This is a genomic window from Mycobacterium sp. NGS11 (assembly GCF_059813315.1).
Map to the genome: position 1 here is coordinate 242,642 of NZ_JCALEJ010000001.1, position 19,813 is coordinate 262,454.

Sequence of the window (19,813 nt, forward strand, 5' to 3'; positions counted from 1 at the left end):
CGTCGACATGTCAGCACATCAACGAGATGCGTTCGGCCCGGTCAACGATTCGTCGGCCGGTCACGGCTGCGGCAGCGGACGGGCGCGCACCAGCGTCGGCCACCAGAACCACGGCCCCAGGATCCGCAGGATGGACGGCACGACAAACGAGCGCACGATCAGGGTGTCGAGCAACAAGCCGATGCACACCGTCGAACCCACCTGCCCGATCGTTCTCAGATCGCTGGTGAGCATGGCCAGCATGGTGAAGGCGAACACCAAACCGGCCGACGTCACCACACCGCCGGTGCTGCCGAGCGCGCGGATGAGACCGGTGTGGATCCCGCCGTGCAGCTCCTCCTTGACCCGATTGATCAACAACAGGTTGTAGTCCGATCCGACGGCCACCAGGATGATGAACGTCAGCGGTAGGACGAGCCAGTGCAGGTGCAGACCGATGAGGTGCTGCCAGAACAGGATGGACAGGCCGAACGCCCCGGCGTAGGAGAAGGCCACGGTGCCCGGAATCACCAACGCCGCCACCAGACTTCGCGTGATGAACAGCATGATCAAGAAGATCAGCACAAAGGCCGCGATCGCCGCGATCAGCAGATCCGACATCGCGTATTGCTTGATGTCCTTGTCGTTGGACCCCGAACCGCCGATATAGACCCGGGCGCCGGCCAGCGACGTCTCCTTCAGGATCGTCTTGATCGCGTCGGGGAACTGTTCGACGTGCTCGACGCCTTCGGGGCCCATGGCGTCGCCCTCGTGCGTGACGATGAAGCGGGCGGCCTTGCCGTCCGGCGACATCATCAGCTTCATGCCCGCCTTGAGGTCCTCGTTGTCGAAGGCTTCGTGCGGGATATAGAAGAAGTCGTCGCTGCGGGACTTGTCGAAGTCGTTGCCGACGTTGATCGAATCGTCGTAGGTCTGCTCGGTTTGAATGGACTGTAGATCCGCCGAGCCGTAGCTGTTGACCAACTTCGACTGAAGGGCTTCCGTGTCGTCGGCGGTGGCTTTCAGCTGGGCGATGATCTGCGGGAAGGCCTTATCGACCTCCACGAGGGAGATCCTGGCGTACTTGATGTCCTCGGCCAGGTGGTCGATCTGGTCGAGCCCGTCGAACAACGATCTGAACGACCAGCAGATCGGAATGTCGAAACAGTGCTTCTCCCAATAGAAATAGCTTTTGATCGGGCGGAAGAAATCGTCGACGTTCGCGATCTCCTCGTTGATTTCGTTGCTGACCCTTTCCAGGTCCTCGACGGTGAGCACCGTCTGGTGCAGTTCGTCGGACACCTTCTGGAAGAAGCCGATCTCCTTGCGCAAGACGGCAACAGAGTGCGCCTGGATCTCCGCCTGCGCGTCGGTGTTCGAATTCTGCTCCCTGTTGAACGGGAGTTGTTGACCATTGCCGCTGCCTTGCGTGGTGAACAGGTAGGGAATGCTGGCGTGCTCGAGCGCCCGGCCCAACGGCCGCGTCATGCCTTGCACCATCGCCACCCCATGCAGGCGGATCAAAGCCCTGGCGACGCGATCGAGCGAGATGAAGTCGGCCGAGTTGCGCATGTCGTGGTCGGTCTCGATCATCAGCATCTCGGAAAACAGCTTGCTCTTGGGGAAGTGCCGATCGGCGGCCTGAAAGCCGAGATTCGCTGGGGCACTGGCCGGCTGGTATTGCCGGTCGTCGTAGTTCTGCCGGTAGCTCGGCACGAAGATCGCGCCGAGCATGACGACGGCGGAACTGGCCACCAGGATCGGCACCGGCCAGCGCACGACGCTCGCCCCGATGCGCCGATAGAGATACCCTTTGGCGCTGGTTCTCGGGTCGAACATCCCGAACAGGCTGCCGACGGTCAAGACCGCCGGACCCAGCGTCATCGCCGCCGCGATGGTGAACAGCATGGTGATCGCGACGGCCGGCCCCATGGTGTGGAAGTAGTTGAGGCGCGCGAACGTCAAGCAGTAACACGCGCCGGCGATGGTGAGGCCGGACCCGATGATGATGGGCGCGACACCCTTGTATGCGATGTAGAAGCTGTCCTCCCGGCTTTCGCCGGCCTGTCGGGCCTCGTGGTATCGGCCCATCAGGAAGATGCCGTAATCCGTTCCCGCACCGAGGGTCAACGCGATGACGATGTTCACCGCGAACGACGAGAGTTCGATGTACCCGTAGTGCCCCAGGGTCGAGACGATGCCCTTCGCGACGAGCATCTCGATGAGGACTCCGAGCAGGGGCACCAACAGCGTGGCGGGCGTGCGGTACACCAACAGCAGCATCACGACGATGAGGATGATCGTGACGATCGTGACGTTGTTCAGGCTGGCATTGGCGATGGCGAGTGTGTCGGAGGCCAGCGGAGCCGCACCGCTGACGTAGACCTTGAGCCCGGGCGGCGGCGTGTCTTTCTTGATGATGTCGCGGACGGCGTCGACGGACTGGTTGGCTTGAATCTGGCCGATGTCGCCGGCGAGACGCAAGAGCACGTAGGTGCACTTGCCATCGACGCTTTGCGCCCCGGCCGCGGTGAATGGCTTGCCCCACAGATCCATCACGTATTGCACGTGTTTGGTGTCGCGCTCGAGGCGGCGCATCAAATCGTCGTAGTACCGGTGGTCCTGGTCGCCCAGTTGGCGGTTCGCCTCGAACACCACCATGGTCAGGTTGGTCGAGTTGGACTCGTGGAACTTCTCGCCGATGTGCAGCAGCGCCCGCTGCGAGGGTGCGTAGTGCGGGACCATCGGCCCGGCGAGCTCTTCTGCGACCCGTTCCACTTGGGGCATAAAGGTATTCGTGGTGACCGCGAGAAGCCCCCAGAAGAAGATGATCGGTATCGCCAGTGCGCGGACCATCCTGGGGATGAAGGGACGTTTGACCCGGGGCTCGTCGAGGCGGTGCTCGGTCATGCCGACTTCACCCTGCACTGGACGTCGGCGTCCTGATGGTCACCGGATTGCTCGTCGCGGACAACGCCGTCGACCAGCATCCGGCAACCCACTTGACCGCCATGAACGTGCACCGAAATGCTGCCGGATGCCACCGTAAGCGTGGTGGTCTCCGTGTGGGACCAGGGCAAAGACGTGATATCGACCTCGTGCGGATGGCCATCGATGTCGACGTAGACGAGCTTCCCGCCTCGCCCGGCGGAACCGAACACCTCATAGGTGATCCGTTTGAGGTTGAACTCTTCGGGTGCCTGCGGACCGTTGACGGTGATGACCGGCTCCGGTTCGGAGAACTGATGCACCTTGTACATGCACAGCAGGCCCACACCCACCGCGACCACCGCGACCAACGGCATCCAGATACGCGAAAGCACTGTCCGCCCGACTGAACGAGGGCTCATCGGATCATCTCTCGCGACCCGGTACGGACATCGTGTTCGTGCCCCCCCGCTCTCGCCCTGGTGCCCGCCAAATAGTAGACGGTCATGTGCCCAATTGACACATCATTGTGCAAGACCAGAAACACCGCAACCCGGACCCGGCCGGTAAGGCGCGCCGGCCCATCCGGCGGCCCGTGAGCGCACGGGATGCCTGGCCTTGTCTTCGGTCAGGACACTTTGTTCAGCCGCCGCTTCAACCCTGCGTGGCGGCGGATTTGAATGGCGAGGTTCGTCGAGGTCAACATCGGGATCACCCCGAGGAAGGTCCGCTCGGAGGGAGTCGCTCCATGCAAGTGGTAGAGACTGCCGAAGACATAAAAACAGCCCAGCATGAACAAGGCGCCCGGGATGCAAAGGGTCAGTAAGGAGCCACGATCGGCAACGAGTTGCTTCGCGTAGTTCAACTCCTGCCGTGACATCGGTTCGCCTTTCCGCACTTTGTGCAGGACCGCTTTGGCGCTCCCGATGTCTTCACCGACGGGAGCAGCCGTGCGGCGCTCCAGGCGATTTACGTACACGGCGGCGACGGCCGCCAACGACAGCGCCAGGACAAGGGTTAGTGCGGTCAGCAGACCATATAAAGACGAACTCATGCTGCGATCCTTGCTTCGCCGTGGGATTACCGAAGGCTCGCGAAGAACGCTACCCCAGTCGTTGCGACCCCGTACGTGAGCGCTTTCTCCGAAAGTCCCGGCTGATGATCACATCCCGGGCGATCAAAATCCGAAGTCGCCGCCACCGCCCGAATCGGACCCCCCGCCGAAGTCCGATCCGCCGCCGAAATCGGAGCCGCCGCCGAAATCGGAGCTGCCGGAGTCCCAGCCGCCGCCGGAGTCCCACCCGCCGCCAAAGCCGACGTCGCCGCCGCCGGAGAATGCGGCGTCGCCGCCGGTGAACCCCACGTCCGCCGACGGGCTGTCATAACCGGCTGCCTGGCCATCGTCATAGCCATAGCTATTGGCATCGGTGAAGGCGGAATCGCGGCCGGCCTCGAAGCCGCGCTCGTAACTGCCGCCCCAATGGTCGTCCAGGAGCGCGTCCATCAGCAGCACGTCGGTCAGCGCCCACGTCCAGCCCGGGCCCCAGAACGCGTACGGGTAATAGCCCGGGTAAAAGAACATCCCATTGTGGTAGCCACCGCCGTAGTAGTACGGGTAACCGGGCTGCGCTGCGGTGCTGTAGTTGTTGTTGTTGATCGTCACCGACTCACCGGTGTCGGGGTTCGTGGTGCGCACCGTGGCCTGCTTACGATCGGCGGCCGGCACCGAATTCACGGCGGCGACGTCGGGCGTGCGCCGCGGGTCCAGCTTCCGGTTGGCCTTCGCGACCGTGGACTCCACCACCCGCAGATGCGCCCGTGCGGCCCCGTAATCGCCTTTCTCATAAGCGTTTCGGGCGTCGTACAAGCTGGAGTTGGCTTTCAGCGACTCGGCGCTGACATCCGCGCCGCTATCGGTTAGCACGGCGTTGTCGAGATCGCTGACATTCGACGTGGCCACGATCAGCTCCTGCTTGATCTCCTCGCGCGCCTCATTGTCCTTGCGGTGCTTACGATTTCGGCGCACGCCGAACCAGAGCAAGCCGGCCATGGCCAGCGCGATGCCCGAAATGACCAGCGTCGCCTTCAGCCAGGTCCAGTCGTCGTGCTTTTGGTGAGCGACGGGAGAGGTGGTCACCGGTCCGCGGGACACCGCGTTGGCGCTCGCCAGCTTGCCGACGAAGGCACTCGTGGCGCCGTACGGGTCGTTGTGGTGATCTTTCGCCGACTGATTCATGAATTGATCAACGTTGTCGGCAATGGCCTTGGGCACGTTGTAGGCGCGCACGTGGTAGCCGCGGGAGTCGATGACCAGGATGACGCCGCTGAACCTGGGGTTGCGGCTCAGCATGGCGGCGTGAACGGCGTCGGGCGTGGTCACGCCGCTCTGGGCGGGGGACACCACCGCCACCCAGACCGGAGGGTCCGAGCTCCACGTCCACGAGCTGGTGAGGATCTGCTGGTTCAGCTTGTCGGGATTCTGCAGCGGCGGCCGGGCCCCCGGGTCGACCACCACGTGCGTCTCGCTGTCGAACCTGCTCACCAGCTGGTCCGTGTAGGTGTCGGCGGACGCCGACGGGGCGAGCAGCAGCGCCAGCACCATGATCACCGGAGCCAGGGCGAGTTCGCGGAAGCGTAGGTTCACATCTCTCCTGCCGTCGTTGCGTGCGCGCCCACCCTAGTCCGTTTCGGACGGCTCTCGCAGGACGCGGTCAGTGCGCACCGGCGAGGTTCAGCGTGACCACGCCGGCGATGATCAAGCCGACCCCGACGATCTTGGACAGCGATATCGAGGAGCCGAGAAACAATACGGCGATCAACACGATGAGGGCGGTACCGATGGCCGACCACAACGCGTAGGCGACGTCGGTCTGCATACCGCGCGAAATCGACACCGCCAGCAGCGCGAACGAGACGGCATAACCGATCAGGCACACCACGGTCGGCCACAAGCGGGTGAAGCCTTCGGTGCCCTTGAGCAGGCTGGTCGCTATTACCTCGGCGAATATCGCGCCGAGGAGAAACAGATAGGTCACAACGCCTCCTTGCCTGCCTGGGCACACGTACGTATTTACCCCGACGGTGCGTCGAATGGCGTCGTCTCCGCCGATCGCCTGGGTGGCAACCGTAACCTTGCCAGCGTGACGACGAACCTCGACCAAAGACTGGCCCACTACTCCCCGGCCGTACTGAGCCTGTTTCGGTGCGTCTACGGTTTGCTCTTCGCCGCGTACGGGTCGAGGAGCCTCTTCGACTGGCCCGTCCCATCGCCCGTTGTCGTCGAAGTTGGATCCTGGCCCGGCTGGTATGCCGGGCTGATCGAAATCGTCGCGGGCCTGCTCATCGCCGGCGGGTTATTCACTCGCGCCGCCGCGTTCGTCGCCTCCGGGGAGATGGCGGTCGCTTACTTCTCGAGTCATCAACCCGAGGCGCTGTGGCCCGTCGCCGATCCGCCCGCAGGCAACGGCGGAGCGCTGGCCATCCTGTTCTGCTTCGGATTTTTCCTGCTCGTCTTCGCCGGGGGCGGCGCCTACTCCCTGGATGCACTACGCCGGAAGGCGGGCCGGTCGCGGCTTCGGCGCTGACGAAACGCGTCGAGCCCAGACTTTCGCTCAACCGGCGATAATGGCATTCTCTGATACGGAGAAGCCGTTTTCAGATCGACGGACGGGTTCGGAGAGGCGGATCATGAGCGCGCAACGCTGCGACGGGCTGGTGGCCCTGGTCACCGGCAGCAGCCGGGGCTTGGGCAGGGCAATCGCCGCGCGCCTGGCCGAACGCGGAGCGACGGTGGCGTTGACCGCCCGCACGATGGACCCCGATCCGAAGTACCAGGGGTCGCTGAGCCAAACACGCGACGAGATTGTCGCGGCGGGCGGGAAAGCCATTGCGGTTCAAGCGGATCTTTCCCAAGCGCAAGACCGGGAACGGCTTTTCGCCGAGGTGGTCAACGGCGTGGGCGCACCCGACATCCTGGTCAACAACGCCGCGGTGACGTTCCTGCGGCCTCTCGACGGGTTTCCCGAGCGGCGCGCCCGGCTGATGATGGAGATGCACGTGCTCGGGCCGCTGCATCTGTGCCAGCTGGCGATACCCCCGATGCGCGAGCGCGGGCGCGGCTGGATCTTGAACCTGACCTCGGTGGGCGGCGACCTGCCGCCAGGGCCGCCGTTTTCGGAGTTCGACCGGACCGCCGGCTTCGGCATCTACGGCACGGCCAAGGCCGCGCTCAACCGATTGACGAAAAGCCTTGCGGCCGAACTGTATGACGACGGAATCGCAGTCAACGCCGCCGCCCCGTCCAACCCCGTGGCCACACCCGGCGCCGGCACGCTGGATCTGGCCAAGACCGGCACCGAGGACATCGGGCTGATCACCGAAACGGCGTTCCGGCTATGCACGGGTGATCCGAAGACCCTGACCGGTCGCATCGCACACACCCAGCCCTTCCTCGCCGAGGTCGGCTGGTCCGCGCCGGCGGGCTGAATGGCCGAGCTCGATGCGGCCGAGCTGCGTCGGCGACTCGACGGTGCCGGCGTCGTCGACGTCGCTCCGCTGTCCGGGGGAGCCTCCAGTCTCACCTTCGCGGGCACCAGCTCCGGCCAACGTGTGGTGATCAAAGTCGCCCCGCCGGGTGTCGAACCCGTTGGGCATCGCGACGTGCTGCGCCAGGCCCGCATCATCAAAGCGCTTGCAGCGAGCGATGTTCCGGTGCCGACGGTGCTGTGGGAGGACACGGGGGATCCGCCCGGCACGCCACCGCTCTACGTGATGACGCACGTCGAAGGCGAGTGCGTGGAACCGCTGTTCGACGATTGCGCGCCAGTGCCCGCTCTCGGCGATCGGTATCGGAATGCCTGCCGCGCCATGGCCGCGTTGCACAGACTCGCGCCGACGGAGCTCGGACTGGGCGACGAACCGGTGGTCGATCCGGTCGCCGAAGTCCAGCGTTGGTCCGACACGCTGCGGACCGTCGACCCGGCGCTGGTGCCCGATTGGCCGAACGTGCGCGACGAGCTGCTGGATTGCGCACCGAGCGCGATGACGCCCCGCGTGGTGCACGGCGACTTTCGGCTGGGCAACCTGCTCGCGGCAGGATCGCACGTCAACGCGGTCATCGACTGGGAGATCTGGTCGATAGGCGATCCCCGCATCGACGCCGGATGGTTCCTGATCAACTGCGACCCGGACACCTACCGGCGGGTCGACCCGGCTGACGGCATCGCGCCGCCCATCGCCGAGCTCATCGAGCTCTACCGGTCTGAGATGGGTTGCGAGGTCGGCGAATTGGCGTGGTTCACGGCGCTGGCGTGCTTCAAATCGGCGGCGACGTGGTCGCTGATCGTCAAACACAATCGGCGACGCGCCGCGCCGCGAGCCGAATGGGAAGCCATGGCAGCGGTTTTGCCGCGACTGCTGGACCGCGCCAGGATCACGCTGGCTTAGCAGGGACAGCTGATCAGCCGCAGTGGGCTGATAGATTTTCGCAAATCATTCCCACCTTGTTCCAGTCGCTCGGCAAACCGTTTTCATCATCGTCGACCGGGTTGGTCAAGGTGGTCGGAAACTGTATCGGCCATTCGTCGATCGAGGGAAGGTCGGGCTGCTGACCGGCGTCAGGGTCTGCGAGCGCTGTGCCCGCGCCGCAGGTCAAAGCCGAGATGACCATCGAACCCGCGACCAGTACGCGAGCGCACCTGTGAGATGTCATTGCCCTGCTCTCCGTAATCCGTCCGGATACTGGAGATTGTCGAAACGCTGATGCCGATTCTACATCGCGGCAAAGTCACGAACGAACAACAAGTTCGGATTGCAAGCCAGCAAATTTCACGCGGCTGACTCGACCCTGCGTACGGTTTCGCCCGTGAGGCCGGTAGCCATTGTCGTCCGTCGTGCCGCCGCGATTGCCGTGTGCCTCGCCATGTCCGTGATCGCGGCGCCTTCGGCCGGCTCTGAACCCCAGTCGGGCGCCGCCCCTCCCGATGCGGCGCCACCGGCCGAAGGGGCGGTGCCTTCGAATCCTCCCGCGATCCTCAACACCCCTGACGGCTGGACTCTGGGAGTGGGCGCAAAGGACGAGATGCAGGTTCCGGTGGCACCGCTGACCACCGCCATCTCGTCCCGCGAATACATGTCCAGCGGCATTTTCGTCGGCTCGCTCAGAGGGCCCGAGGAGCCCCACGGCGTCCTGGAAGTGGGATACCAGATCGGCTGCGGAATCGACATGAGTACCTCCAACGGCGTGATCATGGAGGGCGGCGCCGGCATCATCCCCGGCGTCAGCCCCACCTTCGACGCGACCGGCACGCTGCCGCCGCTGCTCCCATTCGTCTCGACGCCCATCAACGGTGTGATGAGCGTGGGACTCAAGCCCGGTTTGGTCATCGTGGTGCCGGTGGTCAAGAAGCAGTTCAAGGGTGCAGATCCGTGGGTGATGATCAGCAACTTTCACGTCAAGATCGACGGGTGCGTGGGCCAGTCGTTCATCCGCTCCTATGCGGTGCTGACCCGTACGACCGACCTGTCCGACGTGGTGCTGTCCTACGTCGGTGTCACCAAAGCCGTCTGATCGGTTGTTCGCGCTCAGGGGCGGGGGATGCCGGCCAGCTTGTCGGCGAACTTGGCCTCCGCGGCCGCGCGCAACCGCAGCAGATGCTGCGAGGGAAACAGGTCCGGTGCGGGCTCACGATCTTTCAGCAGCAACCGCGCCAGCGTGACCTTGTGCACTTCGGTCGGACCATCGGCCAGTCCGAGCACGAACGACTCCACCAGATACTGCACGAACGGCATCTCGTGGGTGGTGCCCAACGACCCGTGCACCTGAAGCGCGCGAGACGACACGTCGTGCAGGACCTTCTGCATCATCGCCTTCACCGCCGAGATGTCGGCGCGAACGGCCTTGTAGTCGTTGAATTGGTCGATCTTCCAAGCTGTTTGAAGGGTCAGCAGCCGGAACGCCTCGAGCTCCATCCACGAGTCCGCGACCATCTCCTGCACGAGTTGCTTGTTGGCCAGCGGCTCACCCTGGGTGTAACGCGACACCGCACGCTCGCAGATCATGTCGTAGATCCGGCGGACCAGGCCTACGGTGCGCATCGCGTGGTGAATCCGCCCTCCGCCCAAGCGGGTCTGCGCGACGACGAAGGCCCCGCCCCGCGGGCCCAACATGTGATCGGCCGGCACGCGGACGTTTTCGTAACGTACATAACCCTCACGCCCACCGCCGGTCGGCTGATAACCCAGCCCGACGTCTCGCAGCACGTTGATGCCGGGGGTGTCGCCGGGGACGACGAACATCGAGTACCGCTCGTAGGGTGGGGCGTCGGGATCGGTCATCGCCATCACGATGATGAACGACGCCATCGAGGCGAACGATGAAAACCACTTCTCCCCGTTGATGATCCAATGATCGCCGTCTTGTACCGCGGTGGTGCGAAACACTTTCGGATCGGCCCCGCCCTGTGGCTCGGTCATCGAGAAACACGAAATGATGCGGTTGTCCAACAGCGGCTCCAAGTAGCGCTCCTTGAGCTCGGGTGTGCCGTAGTGCGCCAGGATTTCGCTATTGCCGGAATCGGGAGCCTGCGAGCCGAATACGATCGGCGCGCATTCCGAGCGACCCAGGATCTCGTTGAGCAGCGCCAGCTTTACCTGTCCGAAGCCCGGCCCGCCCAAGTGCGGGCCCAGGTGGGTCGCCCACAGGCCACGCTTTTTCACGATCTGCTGCAGCGGCGGGATCAGCGCCTGACGCACCGGGTCGCCGAGGTCGTGAGATTCCTTGACAATCAAGTCGATCGGCTCGCACTCTTCGCGCACGAAGGTTTCGACCCACTGCAGTTGTGCTGCCCACTCCGGTTCGGTGGAGAAGTCCCACGACATGCGTCGTCCTCTCTTGGTTGGTCACTCTGAGTTGCTGTGGGCCACCAGGCCGGAGTCCTCGAGCGCGGTGATGGCGTCGGCGTCCCGGGCGGCGGGACCGGTCATGAAGACCACTTCTTGCGGCGCTCGGCCGCCTCGTCGGTCGCGTGGGAAATCACCTGATTGCGGTTTTCCAGTTCTATGGCCGACGCCAGGCTCGTGGCGTCGGTGTTGACTTGTAGGGCGCGCTTGGTCAGTTGCGCACCCAGCGGGGCGTGGCTCGCGATCAGCGACGCCAATTCCACCGCGCGATCGGACAGAGCATCCGGCTCGATGACCTCGCTGATTAGACCGCGCCGGTCCGCCTCGATGGCGGACACGGTGCGGCCGGTGAGCATCCAGTCGGCGGCAACGCTGGTGCCGACGATGCGGGGCAGGTGGTAACTCATGCCCATCTCGGCGCCCGAGAGCCCGAGCAGGATTGCGGCATTGCCGAAAGAAGCTGCCGCCGAGCAGATTCGGATGTCGGCGGCCAGGCACAGCGCGAGCCCGGCCCCTACGCAGGGGCCGTTGACGGCCGCGATGACGGGCTGCGGCAATGCCCGCACCGCCTCGGCGAGGGCGGCCATCTTTTCCTGAAAGCGCATCCGGTCCAGTGCGGGCGCGCTCGCGTCCAACATCGAGGGCCCGAAGTCCCGCATGTCGATGCCCGCGCAGAACCCGCGCCCGGCGCCCGTCAGCACGACGGCGCGCGCCGCGTGATCGGCGGCCAGATCGTTGAGCGCATCATGCAATTCGGTCTGCATGGTCTCGTTGATGGCATTGAGCCGCTGCGGGCGGTTGAGCCGCAGAATGACGACCCCGTCGCGGGGCCGCTCGAGATTCACGGTTTCGGGCACGGTCACACCCGCTCGGTGATCGTTGCCGTGCCCATCCCGCCCCCGGGGCGGTCGCGCCCGCGCGTGGTGCGGACGCCTTCGAGAATCCAGGCGTCGATGATGGACTCCGATCGTTGTGGTTGGCGGACTTGCTCCGGGCGTCACACCGGCACAGGTCACCTGCGATCGTAATCTGTCTCTCGAGTGCGGAGAACTACCTTCTCCGAATCGGCGAAGCTGTTCTCGCGGGTGGGGCGTTTGCCCGCCTTCGAGCGACAACGACGCGGACCATCGGAGTTGTCGCTCAAAGGCGGGCACTTCACACTGTCCTTCCGCGGCGCACCCGAAGGGCCTGATGGAAGCCGCGCCCGCTGACGTGGAGAAGCGTTGGCTTGCAAACTAATCGGCGCCACAACGGGACGTGCATCGCCTCGGTCGGCTCCGGCCTTCGGCGCGCAGCGGGGCCTATGCGTCTTCCTGACGCATAACCGGGCGCGCAGCGGGTAGCCGGGCGCCATGACCAAGATCGGATACTTTCTCACCTGCGAGCAATTCGGCCCGAAAGAACTCATCGACCAGGCCAAGCGCGCGGAGGACGCCGGATTCGACGCGTTGTGGATCTCGGACCACTATCACCCGTGGAACGACGAGCAGGGCCAGAGCCCGTTCGTGTGGGGGGTGATCGGTGCGTTGTCGGAGGCGACGTCGCTGCCGGTGAGCACCGCCGTCACGTGCCCGACCATCCGCATCCATCCGGCGATCATCGCGCAGGCGTCGGCCACCGCGGCCGTGCAACTCGACGGACGCTTCGTGCTCGGGGTGGGCAGCGGCGAGGCCCTCAACGAACACATCCTGGGCGATCCCTGGCCGTCCGCCGGTGTGCGCCTCGAGATGCTGGAGGAGGCGATCGACGTCATTCGCAAGCTGCACAAGGGCGGCGAGGTGAGCCACCACGGCAAGCACTACGAGGTGCAGGAGGCGCAGGTATACACCCGGCCGGAACAGCCGGTGCCGATCTACGTCTCCGCGTTCGGCCCGCAGGCCGTCGAGCTGGCCGCCCGCATCGGCGACGGATACAGCATCGCCATGCCCGACGGCGACCTGGTCAAGCAATTCCGCGAATCCGGCGGCGGCGACAAGCCGGTGCAGGGCGGTACCAAAGTCTGCTGGGACCAAGATGCCGACGCCGCGCTGAAGACCGCGCACCGGTTGTGGGCTAACGAGGGGCTGCCCGGACAGACCTCGCAAATCCTGCCGCGGCCCAAGGATTTCGCCGCTCTGCAGTCGCTGGTGCCGCCGGAGACGGTCGGCGAGAGCGTGGCCTGTGGCCCGGACCCCGACAAGCACATCGCCCAGGTGCGCGAGTACATCGACGCCGACGTCGACGAGATCTACGTTCAGCAGATCGGCCCCGACATGGACGGGTTCTTCGCCGCATGGCAGCGTGACGTGTTGCCCCAGGTGCGCGGCTAGGGTTCAGGCCTCAGCCGTCGAAAGCCGGACCATCGAACCGATCACGAGTGATGAACTCGACGACCGGCTTTCGGCGCAGTTTGGTCAGCTGCCGCGCCGGTCTGCCGAGCGGCACCACCGCGGTCACCGCGTGCGTGTCGGGAATGCCCAGCAGTCGGCGGACGTGTTCTTCGGCCGCGATGGCCATCGTGGTGATGGTGCCGCCGTAGCCCACGCGCGCGGCGAGCAAGACGTTCCAGATCAACGGGTAGACCGATGCCCCGCCAGCTATGCCGACGCGGTCGAGGTCTTGATCGATGGCGGCGACGACGGTCAGGTCCACCGAAACGACCAGAACCACAGGTGCTTTGGCGATCGGCGCGACGAACGTGTCGGGGATTTCGGTCGCGTCGATGACGTCTTGCGGAACCCCGCTGGGATGAACCGAATTCCAAGGGTTTTCACCCGCCTGCAACTGGGCGAAGTAGCGCCGAGCGGCGGGCTTGCCGAGTTCGGCCAGCTCGCGGCGGACCGTTTCGTCGCGCACCACGGTGACGTGTGCGCCCTGGCGGTTGCCGCCGCTGGGAGCGAACCGGGCGTTGTCGAAAATGCGCGCCAGCACGTCGTCGGGCAACGGATCGTCGGTGAACTCCCGTGCCGCGAAAGTCGTTCGCATCACGTCGTATAGCTGCATGGCGGAATGCTCGTCAACTCGCGGACGCGCACCGCTCCAGCCGGAACGTGCGTTCGAACCCGGCCGGCTGCGTCGTCAAGGTCACTTCTACCGCACCGTTGGGGGCGATGACGTAGCGCTCCTCGACGTCGGGCCCGTCGACCCACCTGCCGACCGGCTGACGCCCCAGGTCGTCGCGGTCGTGCAGTGCGGGGTCGAAGGGGAAAAGCACCGGGTCATACGGCGTGACGTCGCCGTCGGGCCGCCCGTTGACCAGGCGGCTGCACTCCACGAACCGGAAGTGCCCGATGTTGTGTGCCGCTCGATATTTGCGTTTCACCACCAGCGGGGATTGCCCGTCGGCCGGAAGCGAAACGTCCTTGCACACGATCGGGTCGAAGACGACCCCGGCGCCGGCCTCGGCCTCGCGGAAAACTCCGAAATTCCTCGAGAAGCGTTCGGAGAGAGCAAAATTGGATTCCTTGTCCAGAAAGACGGCGAGTCCGATGGCCGTGGCGGCGAAGGGGTGCGGCGAGCGTTTCACCCGCTTCTCGCCGAAGGTGCTGCGCAGCATCCGAGACACCAGCGGAAAGCCCCCGGCCCCGCCGACGACGTAGATGCCCGCCACCTCCGACCAGTCCAGGTCGTTGCGGCCCCGCGCCGGATCGTGCAGGACCCGAGTGAGCAGCCGCATCGTCTGGTCGACCAGCGGCGCGCACACCGAGTAGACGTCGTCGATGGGGCAGGAGAATGGCGGCCGATCGACCGGGGACAGGTCGACCAGGAAACGGCGCGTCTGCGGCCCGACCGCCTCCTTGCGGGTGGCGCACTCCTCGGCGAGCAGGTCGCGCTGGGCGGTGTCGAGGCCGGGCAGGTTGGCGCCGGCGAGCAGCAGCTCGACGATCGCCTCGTCGAAATCGTCGCCCCCGAGGCGCTGGATCCCTTCGCTGATGACGACCTCGTTCGCGTGCCCGGTCATTTTCAGCAGTGACGCGTCGAACGTGCCGCCGCCCAAGTCGTAGATGAGGACGTACTCGCGTTTGGCGGTGATGGTGGACCGGTAGCGGTGGGCGTATTCGAGGCTGGCGGCGGACGGCTCGTTGAGCAGCGCGACGACGTGAAAACCGGCCGCGACATAGGCATCCAGAGTGAGCAGGCGCTGGGCGCTCGACGCGTTGGCCGGCACGCTGATCGCGGCTTCGATGGGTTCGCCCGGGGCCAGGGCCACGTTCGAGTGCCGCCGCAGATCGGCCTTCAGTTGGGCCAGGAAGCCGGTGAGGAGGTCGGCCAGGCGATAAGCACGGCCCGCCAGGGTGACCTCGGTTTGGGGTCCGGCGTCGTTGAGTAATCGTTTGAACGAGCGCAGCACCGACCAATTCGAATCGTGGCGCACGGCGGCGGCCTCCGCGCCGAACCGCAAGTCCCCGGCGGCATTGGCGGCGATGAGCGACGGCCACGCATCCATGCCCTCGAAGGACACGACGGGATAGTTGCCTCGGTCGACGGCCGCGACGACGGTGTGCGTGGTGCCAAAGTCGATACCGACTCTCATCGCGCAAGTTTAGGACCGCGTCGCGTCTTTCGGCACGACCTCTTCGCGTGGCGTGCCCTCGCGTTCGGTCAGTCCTCGAAGTGGCGCTCGTAGTCGTTGCGCTCGAGCCACCACTGCAGGTTGTAGGTCCCCACTGCGAGCACCATCATCAATCCGACGCAGGCGACGCTGATGAGTACGTTCACAGCCTCTCCATTTCGCGTGCCATGCGGGCGTTCTCGAGGTAGACGTAATGCCTCAGGTAGGGCTGCCGCGGCCGATTCGCATCAGCGACCATCTGCCGCAGCCCGGCGGCGATCCGGCTGCGGAGCGGGGAGCGGCGCGTTCGCTGGACGACGGCGGTGTCGAAGAGCACCTGCTGGGTACTGATCAGGACCGGTGCGGGTGCCGCCTCGACGGCGGGCGTCGCCGACGACGGTTGCGGTATGGGCTGGATATCGGGTGCGGTCCGGAGTCCCGTTGACGTGACCAGCATTTCGTCCACCTTCTTCGTGTCGCGGTCCCGTTGGCCAGGTAGGTCGGCCGGTGATGGACTCAACGTAGGGTCGGCGATCACCAGTACGCACGCGTAGTCGACTACCTATTTGTGCGCGGCGGCTACCGCACTTCGGGGAACGTCATCGCTTTTGAGCGCCGACGACCCCGGGAGCCGACGTCGTCGGCTGGGCCCATTGCCGCTGCACCCCTCGCTCCGCGGCCGTGGGAATCAGGCCCGCGGGCGCGAACCGCTTCGACGGCACCGGGTCGTCCTCGGTCAGGGGCCGGCCCAACTTGCTGGCCGGTCCGCGAATCGCCCCGAGCGCGACCACGATCCCGGAGATCACCACGATGACGACGGTCGCCGCGAACAGAATCGACAGCGTGCCCTGGATGAAGGTGTTCCTGATGACCTCGTCGAGCTGATGCGCGTCTTTGGCCGAACCGAAGGCCGTCCTGCCCGCTTGCTTGGCCGCCAGGTACGTCGAGTGCTGCGTCCAATAGCCGACGGCCGGATCCGCGGAGAAGATCTTCTGCCACGACGCGGTCAGCGTGACCGCAAGATCCCAGAGCAGGGGAATCCCCGGAATCCACGCCCACTTCAACTGGCCCTTCTTGATGACCACCACGGTGATGACGGTCAGTGAGATCCCGGCAAGCAGCTGGTTGGCGATACCGAACAGCGGAAACAGCGTGTTGATGCCGCCGAGCGGGTCGCTCACGCCCATCAGCAGGATGCCGCCCCACGCGGCCACCACGGCCAGGCTGCAACCCCAAACGCCGGGGCGCCAACTGGGGTTTCGCAGCTTGGCCAGCGGGCCGCGCAGGTTGCCCAGCGCGTCGGAGAGCATGAAGCGGTTGACCCGGGTGCCCGCGTCGAGGGTGGTCAGGATGAACAGCGCCTCGAACATGATCGCGAAGTGGTACCAGAACGACTTGAGGCCCGCGCCGCCGAAGACACGCTGCAGCACGTCGGCCATCCCCCAGGCCAGCGTCGGTGCTCCACCGGTGCGCGACACGATCGACTTCTCGCCGACGCTGCTGGCGGCCTGGCTGATCTGGTCCGCGTCGGTCGGGGCGCCCGGCAATCCGAGTCCATTGACGTAATGCGCGGCGCCGGCCGCGGTGCCACCGGTCTGCGCCGCCGGCGCGTTGATGGTGAAGTACAGATGCTGGTTGATGATCGCCGCCGTAATCAGCGCCATGACCGCGACGAACGACTCGGTGATCATGCCGCCGTAGCCGATCATTCGCATCTGGCTTTCCTTCTCCAGCAGCTTGGGCGTCGTCCCCGACGAGATCAGCGCGTGAAAGCCGGACAGCGCGCCGCACGCGATGGTGATGAACAAGAACGGGAACAGCGAGCCGGCGAACACCGGGCCGTTGCCCCTGGTGGCGAACTGTGAGATCGCGGATGCCTGCATCTCCGGCCGGGCGATGCAGACCCCGACGGCGAGCAGCCCGATGGCGCCGACCTTCATGAACGTCGACAGGTAGTCACGCGGCGCCAACAAAAGCCAGACCGGCAGCACGGACGCGGCGAAACCGTAGCCGATGAGGCACCAGCACAGCGTGACCGGAGAAAGTGTGAACCAGGCTGCGCCCCAAGGTGTTTCGGCGACCCAATGGCCGGACACCACCGCGAGCAGTAGCAGCGCGAAGCCGATCACCGATACTTCCGAAACACGCCCGGGACGCAGGAACCGCAGGTAGCAACCCATGAACAGGGCGATGGGGATGGTCATGGCTATCGAGAAGACACCCCACGGGCTCTGGGCCAGCGCCCGCACCACGATCAGCGCCAGCACCCCGATCAGGATGACCATGATGACGAGGACCCCGACGAGGGCGGCGGCCCCGCCCGCGGCGCCCAGCTCGTCGCGGACCATCTCGCCAAGGGAACGGCCACGCCGCCGGGTGGAGATCCACAACACCAGGTAGTCCTGCACGCAGCCGCCGAATACTGCGCCGATGACGACCCAGATGCTGCCCGGTAGATAGCCCATCTGCATGGCCAGCACCGGACCGACGAGCGGACCGGCCCCGGCGATGGCGGCGAAATGATGGCCGAACAGCACCCGCCGGTCGGTCGGCACGAAATCGGTGCCGTCCTCGAGAAACTCGGCAGGCGTGGCGTAGTCGTCGCGCGGGCGGACGATCTTCATCTCGATCAACCGCGCATAGAACCGGTACCCGACGATGTACGTACAGATCGCCGCGACGACGATCCACACCGCGTTGACCGTCTCGCCCCGAGCCAACGCGATGATCGCCCAGGCGACGGCGCCGAGCACCGCGATGACGCCGAACACGATCTTGTGTCGCGCGGTGATAGGGGAGCGGTCGATGATGGCCACGGGTGGCAGGCCTTCGTCGGTATGGATGTAGCTGACGTCGTCGCGGTGCTCTCTGACTGCCACGGCGGAAACCCTACGCGCGCCGAAGCGACTGCGCCTGTTGGCCAATGCCCGGTTCAGTACAGCGCGCGCACGGCGTCGATGGTGTCGGCGTCGGCGGGGCTCTTGTCGTCGCGATAGCGCACCACGCGGGCGAACCGCAGCGCCAGCCCCCCGGGGTAGCGCGACGACTTCTGCACGCCGTCCAGCGCGATTTCGACCACCTGCTCGGGCCGCACTCGGACGACGTAACCGTCCGTTTCGCCGATGGCGAGTTCGCTGAACCGTGCGGTCTGCCAGTCCAGCATGGCGTCGGTCATGCCCTTGAAAGTCTTTCCCACCATGATGAATTCGCCGCTTGCCGGGTCGCGCGCGCCCAGGTGGATATTGGAGAGCTTGCCACGGCGGCGCCCCGACCCCCACTCCACCGCGAGCACCACCAGATCCAGGGTGTGCACGGGCTTGACCTTCAGCCAGCCCGCTCCCCGCCGGCCCGCCTGGTACGGCGCGCCGGGCGCCTTGGTCATCACGCCCTCGTGGCCGGCGGCCAGCGTCGCGTCCAGGAACGCGCCCGCCTCCGCGGGGTCGCTCGTGAGCAGCCGATCGACCCGCTGCGCCGGCGGCACCAATGCGTCCAGCGCGGCCAGCCTCTCGGCGGTCGGCGCGTCGAGCAGGTCGACGCCGTCGCGGTGCAGGATGTCGAAGAAGAACACCGAAAGCCGTTGTGCCGCAACGGCTGCGGCGATGTCGACGGAGCGGCCGAATCGTGAGGCGGTGACCTGGAAGCGGTGCGGCCGGTTGTCGGGCCGCAGCGCGATGGCCTCGCCGTCGGCGATGAGGTCGTCCACCGGCAGCGCCAGCGTCGCCTCCACCACTTCGGGCAGCCGCGCGGTGACGTCGTCGAGGCTTCGCGTGTAGACGGTGACCTCGTCACCGGCGCGGTGGATCTGCACCCGCGCGCCGTCCAGCTTGGCTTCGAAAATCGTTTGCCCGCCGTGGCGTTCGATCGCATCGGCCACGCTCGTCGCGGTCTGCGCCAGCATCGGGTCAACCGGCCGGCCGACCCGCAGGGTGAACGCGTCCAGCGCCGAGGCCGAGCCGGACAACGGACCGGACAGGGTTGCCGCCGCCACCGCCGGCAGGTCCCCGCCCAGCATCGCGGCGCGCTGGACCGCGGCCGCCGGGATGCCGGCGGCCTTCGCCACCGCGTCGGCCATGATCCCGGCCAGTGCGCCCTGGCGTAGTTCGCCGCCGAGCAGCCGCAACAGAAAGGTCTGTTCGATGTCGGTGGCTGCGGCGAACAGGCCGCTCACCAGCGCGGCGCGGCGTGCCTGCGCGCCCTTGCCGGACACCGCGCCGATGTCGGAGAAGGTGGCGTCGACGCCGGAGACGGTCAGCGAGGCGTCCGAGGCTGCCGGCGGGCGCGAGCGCAGCGCCGCCCACCCCACGCCGATCTGGCGCTGCCGCAACTCACCGGAAAGCCACGACACCACGATGGCGACCGCCGCGGCGTCGGGTGCCGCACGCGTTAGCAGGCCGGCGATGTGGGCGACTTTGGTCAGCCGCGACGACGTCTTCCCGACGTCGTCAGACGTCGTTGCCACGTCGAGAAGGAGCACGG

At 66.0% G+C, this 19,813-nt stretch carries 18 protein-coding genes; 5 read left to right on the plus strand and 13 right to left on the minus strand.

Annotated elements, in window-relative coordinates:
* Positions 1–60: 60 nt before the first annotated feature.
* The 5 genes from AC5Y4T_RS01240 to AC5Y4T_RS01260 all read right to left on the minus strand — a co-directional run bounded on the left by AC5Y4T_RS01240 (position 61) and on the right by AC5Y4T_RS01260 (position 5,942).
* On the minus strand, positions 61–2,889 hold the full coding sequence (locus tag AC5Y4T_RS01240; protein ID WP_499920064.1) for an MMPL/RND family transporter: 2,829 nt from the start codon (positions 2,887–2,889) through the stop codon (positions 61–63).
* Entirely contained in the window at positions 2,886–3,329 is a 444-nt protein-coding gene (locus AC5Y4T_RS01245; protein WP_499920065.1) for an MmpS family transport accessory protein, read from the minus strand. Before AC5Y4T_RS01245 ends, AC5Y4T_RS01240 begins: the two co-directional genes overlap by 4 nt.
* A 206-nt stretch (positions 3,330–3,535) precedes the next feature.
* Positions 3,536–3,961, minus strand: coding sequence for a hypothetical protein (locus tag AC5Y4T_RS01250; RefSeq protein ID WP_499920066.1), 426 nt, complete (start codon positions 3,959–3,961; stop codon positions 3,536–3,538).
* Between the two features lie 123 nt (positions 3,962–4,084).
* Positions 4,085–5,509 carry a hypothetical protein gene (locus AC5Y4T_RS01255; RefSeq protein WP_499920224.1) on the minus strand — a complete coding sequence of 475 codons (1,425 nt, stop codon included), beginning with the start codon at positions 5,507–5,509 and terminating at the stop codon, positions 4,085–4,087.
* Between the two features lie 109 nt (positions 5,510–5,618).
* Entirely contained in the window at positions 5,619–5,942 is a 324-nt protein-coding gene (locus AC5Y4T_RS01260) for a DMT family transporter (RefSeq protein ID WP_499920067.1), read from the minus strand.
* Positions 5,943–6,047: 105 nt separating this feature from the next.
* Here AC5Y4T_RS01260 and AC5Y4T_RS01265 point away from each other — a divergent pair, with 105 nt between their 5' ends.
* From AC5Y4T_RS01265 to AC5Y4T_RS01275, 3 genes are all read left to right on the plus strand, one after another.
* Positions 6,048–6,491: a DoxX family protein gene (locus tag AC5Y4T_RS01265; protein WP_499920068.1), complete on the plus strand. Its 444-nt coding sequence runs from the start codon at positions 6,048–6,050 to the stop codon at positions 6,489–6,491.
* A 103-nt stretch (positions 6,492–6,594) separates the two neighbouring features.
* Positions 6,595–7,392, plus strand: coding sequence for an SDR family NAD(P)-dependent oxidoreductase (locus AC5Y4T_RS01270; RefSeq protein ID WP_499920069.1), 798 nt, complete (start codon positions 6,595–6,597; stop codon positions 7,390–7,392).
* On the plus strand, positions 7,393–8,352 hold the full coding sequence (locus tag AC5Y4T_RS01275; protein WP_499951662.1) for a phosphotransferase family protein: 960 nt from the start codon (positions 7,393–7,395) through the stop codon (positions 8,350–8,352).
* A gap of 13 nt (positions 8,353–8,365) precedes the next feature.
* Here AC5Y4T_RS01275 and AC5Y4T_RS01280 read toward each other — a convergent pair whose 3' ends face one another.
* On the minus strand, positions 8,366–8,575 hold the full coding sequence (locus AC5Y4T_RS01280; protein WP_499920071.1) for a hypothetical protein: 210 nt from the start codon (positions 8,573–8,575) through the stop codon (positions 8,366–8,368).
* 252 nt (positions 8,576–8,827) lie between these two features.
* Between AC5Y4T_RS01280 and AC5Y4T_RS01285 the strand changes: the two genes are divergently transcribed.
* Positions 8,828–9,475 (plus strand): MspA family porin, encoded by a 648-nt coding sequence (locus AC5Y4T_RS01285; protein WP_499920225.1) that lies wholly within the window; start codon positions 8,828–8,830, stop codon positions 9,473–9,475.
* Positions 9,476–9,489: 14 nt separating this feature from the next.
* Here the strand turns inward: AC5Y4T_RS01285 and AC5Y4T_RS01290 are convergent, their stop codons facing one another.
* Both AC5Y4T_RS01290 and AC5Y4T_RS01295 read right to left on the minus strand, forming a co-directional pair.
* Positions 9,490–10,785 (minus strand): acyl-CoA dehydrogenase family protein, encoded by a 1,296-nt coding sequence (locus AC5Y4T_RS01290; protein WP_499920072.1) that lies wholly within the window; start codon positions 10,783–10,785, stop codon positions 9,490–9,492.
* A 101-nt stretch (positions 10,786–10,886) separates the two neighbouring features.
* Positions 10,887–11,669: an enoyl-CoA hydratase/isomerase family protein gene (locus AC5Y4T_RS01295; RefSeq protein ID WP_499951664.1), complete on the minus strand. Its 783-nt coding sequence runs from the start codon at positions 11,667–11,669 to the stop codon at positions 10,887–10,889.
* A gap of 489 nt (positions 11,670–12,158) precedes the next feature.
* On the opposite strand from AC5Y4T_RS01295, the gene AC5Y4T_RS01300 reads away from it, so the two are divergent.
* The gene (locus AC5Y4T_RS01300) at positions 12,159–13,115 is read left to right on the plus strand and encodes an LLM class F420-dependent oxidoreductase (protein WP_499920074.1); all 957 of its coding nucleotides are present in this window, start codon (positions 12,159–12,161) and stop codon (positions 13,113–13,115) included.
* A 10-nt stretch (positions 13,116–13,125) separates the two neighbouring features.
* On the opposite strand, the gene AC5Y4T_RS01305 is transcribed toward AC5Y4T_RS01300, so the two are convergent.
* The 5 genes from AC5Y4T_RS01305 to AC5Y4T_RS01325 all read right to left on the minus strand — a co-directional run bounded on the left by AC5Y4T_RS01305 (position 13,126) and on the right by AC5Y4T_RS01325 (position 19,811).
* Positions 13,126–13,788, minus strand: a complete 663-nt coding sequence (locus AC5Y4T_RS01305) for a nitroreductase family protein (protein ID WP_499920075.1) — start codon at positions 13,786–13,788, stop codon at positions 13,126–13,128.
* A 13-nt stretch (positions 13,789–13,801) separates the two neighbouring features.
* Positions 13,802–15,319, minus strand: coding sequence for an Hsp70 family protein (locus tag AC5Y4T_RS01310; protein ID WP_499920076.1), 1,518 nt, complete (start codon positions 15,317–15,319; stop codon positions 13,802–13,804).
* A 181-nt stretch (positions 15,320–15,500) separates the two neighbouring features.
* Positions 15,501–15,794 carry a hypothetical protein gene (locus AC5Y4T_RS01315; RefSeq protein ID WP_499920077.1) on the minus strand — a complete coding sequence of 98 codons (294 nt, stop codon included), beginning with the start codon at positions 15,792–15,794 and terminating at the stop codon, positions 15,501–15,503.
* Positions 15,795–15,936: 142 nt separating this feature from the next.
* Positions 15,937–18,216, minus strand: coding sequence for a carbon starvation CstA family protein (locus tag AC5Y4T_RS01320; protein WP_499920078.1), 2,280 nt, complete (start codon positions 18,214–18,216; stop codon positions 15,937–15,939).
* A 53-nt stretch (positions 18,217–18,269) separates the two neighbouring features.
* Positions 18,270–19,811 (minus strand): ATP-dependent DNA ligase, encoded by a 1,542-nt coding sequence (locus tag AC5Y4T_RS01325; RefSeq protein WP_499920079.1) that lies wholly within the window; start codon positions 19,809–19,811, stop codon positions 18,270–18,272.
* Positions 19,812–19,813 lie beyond the last annotated feature (2 nt).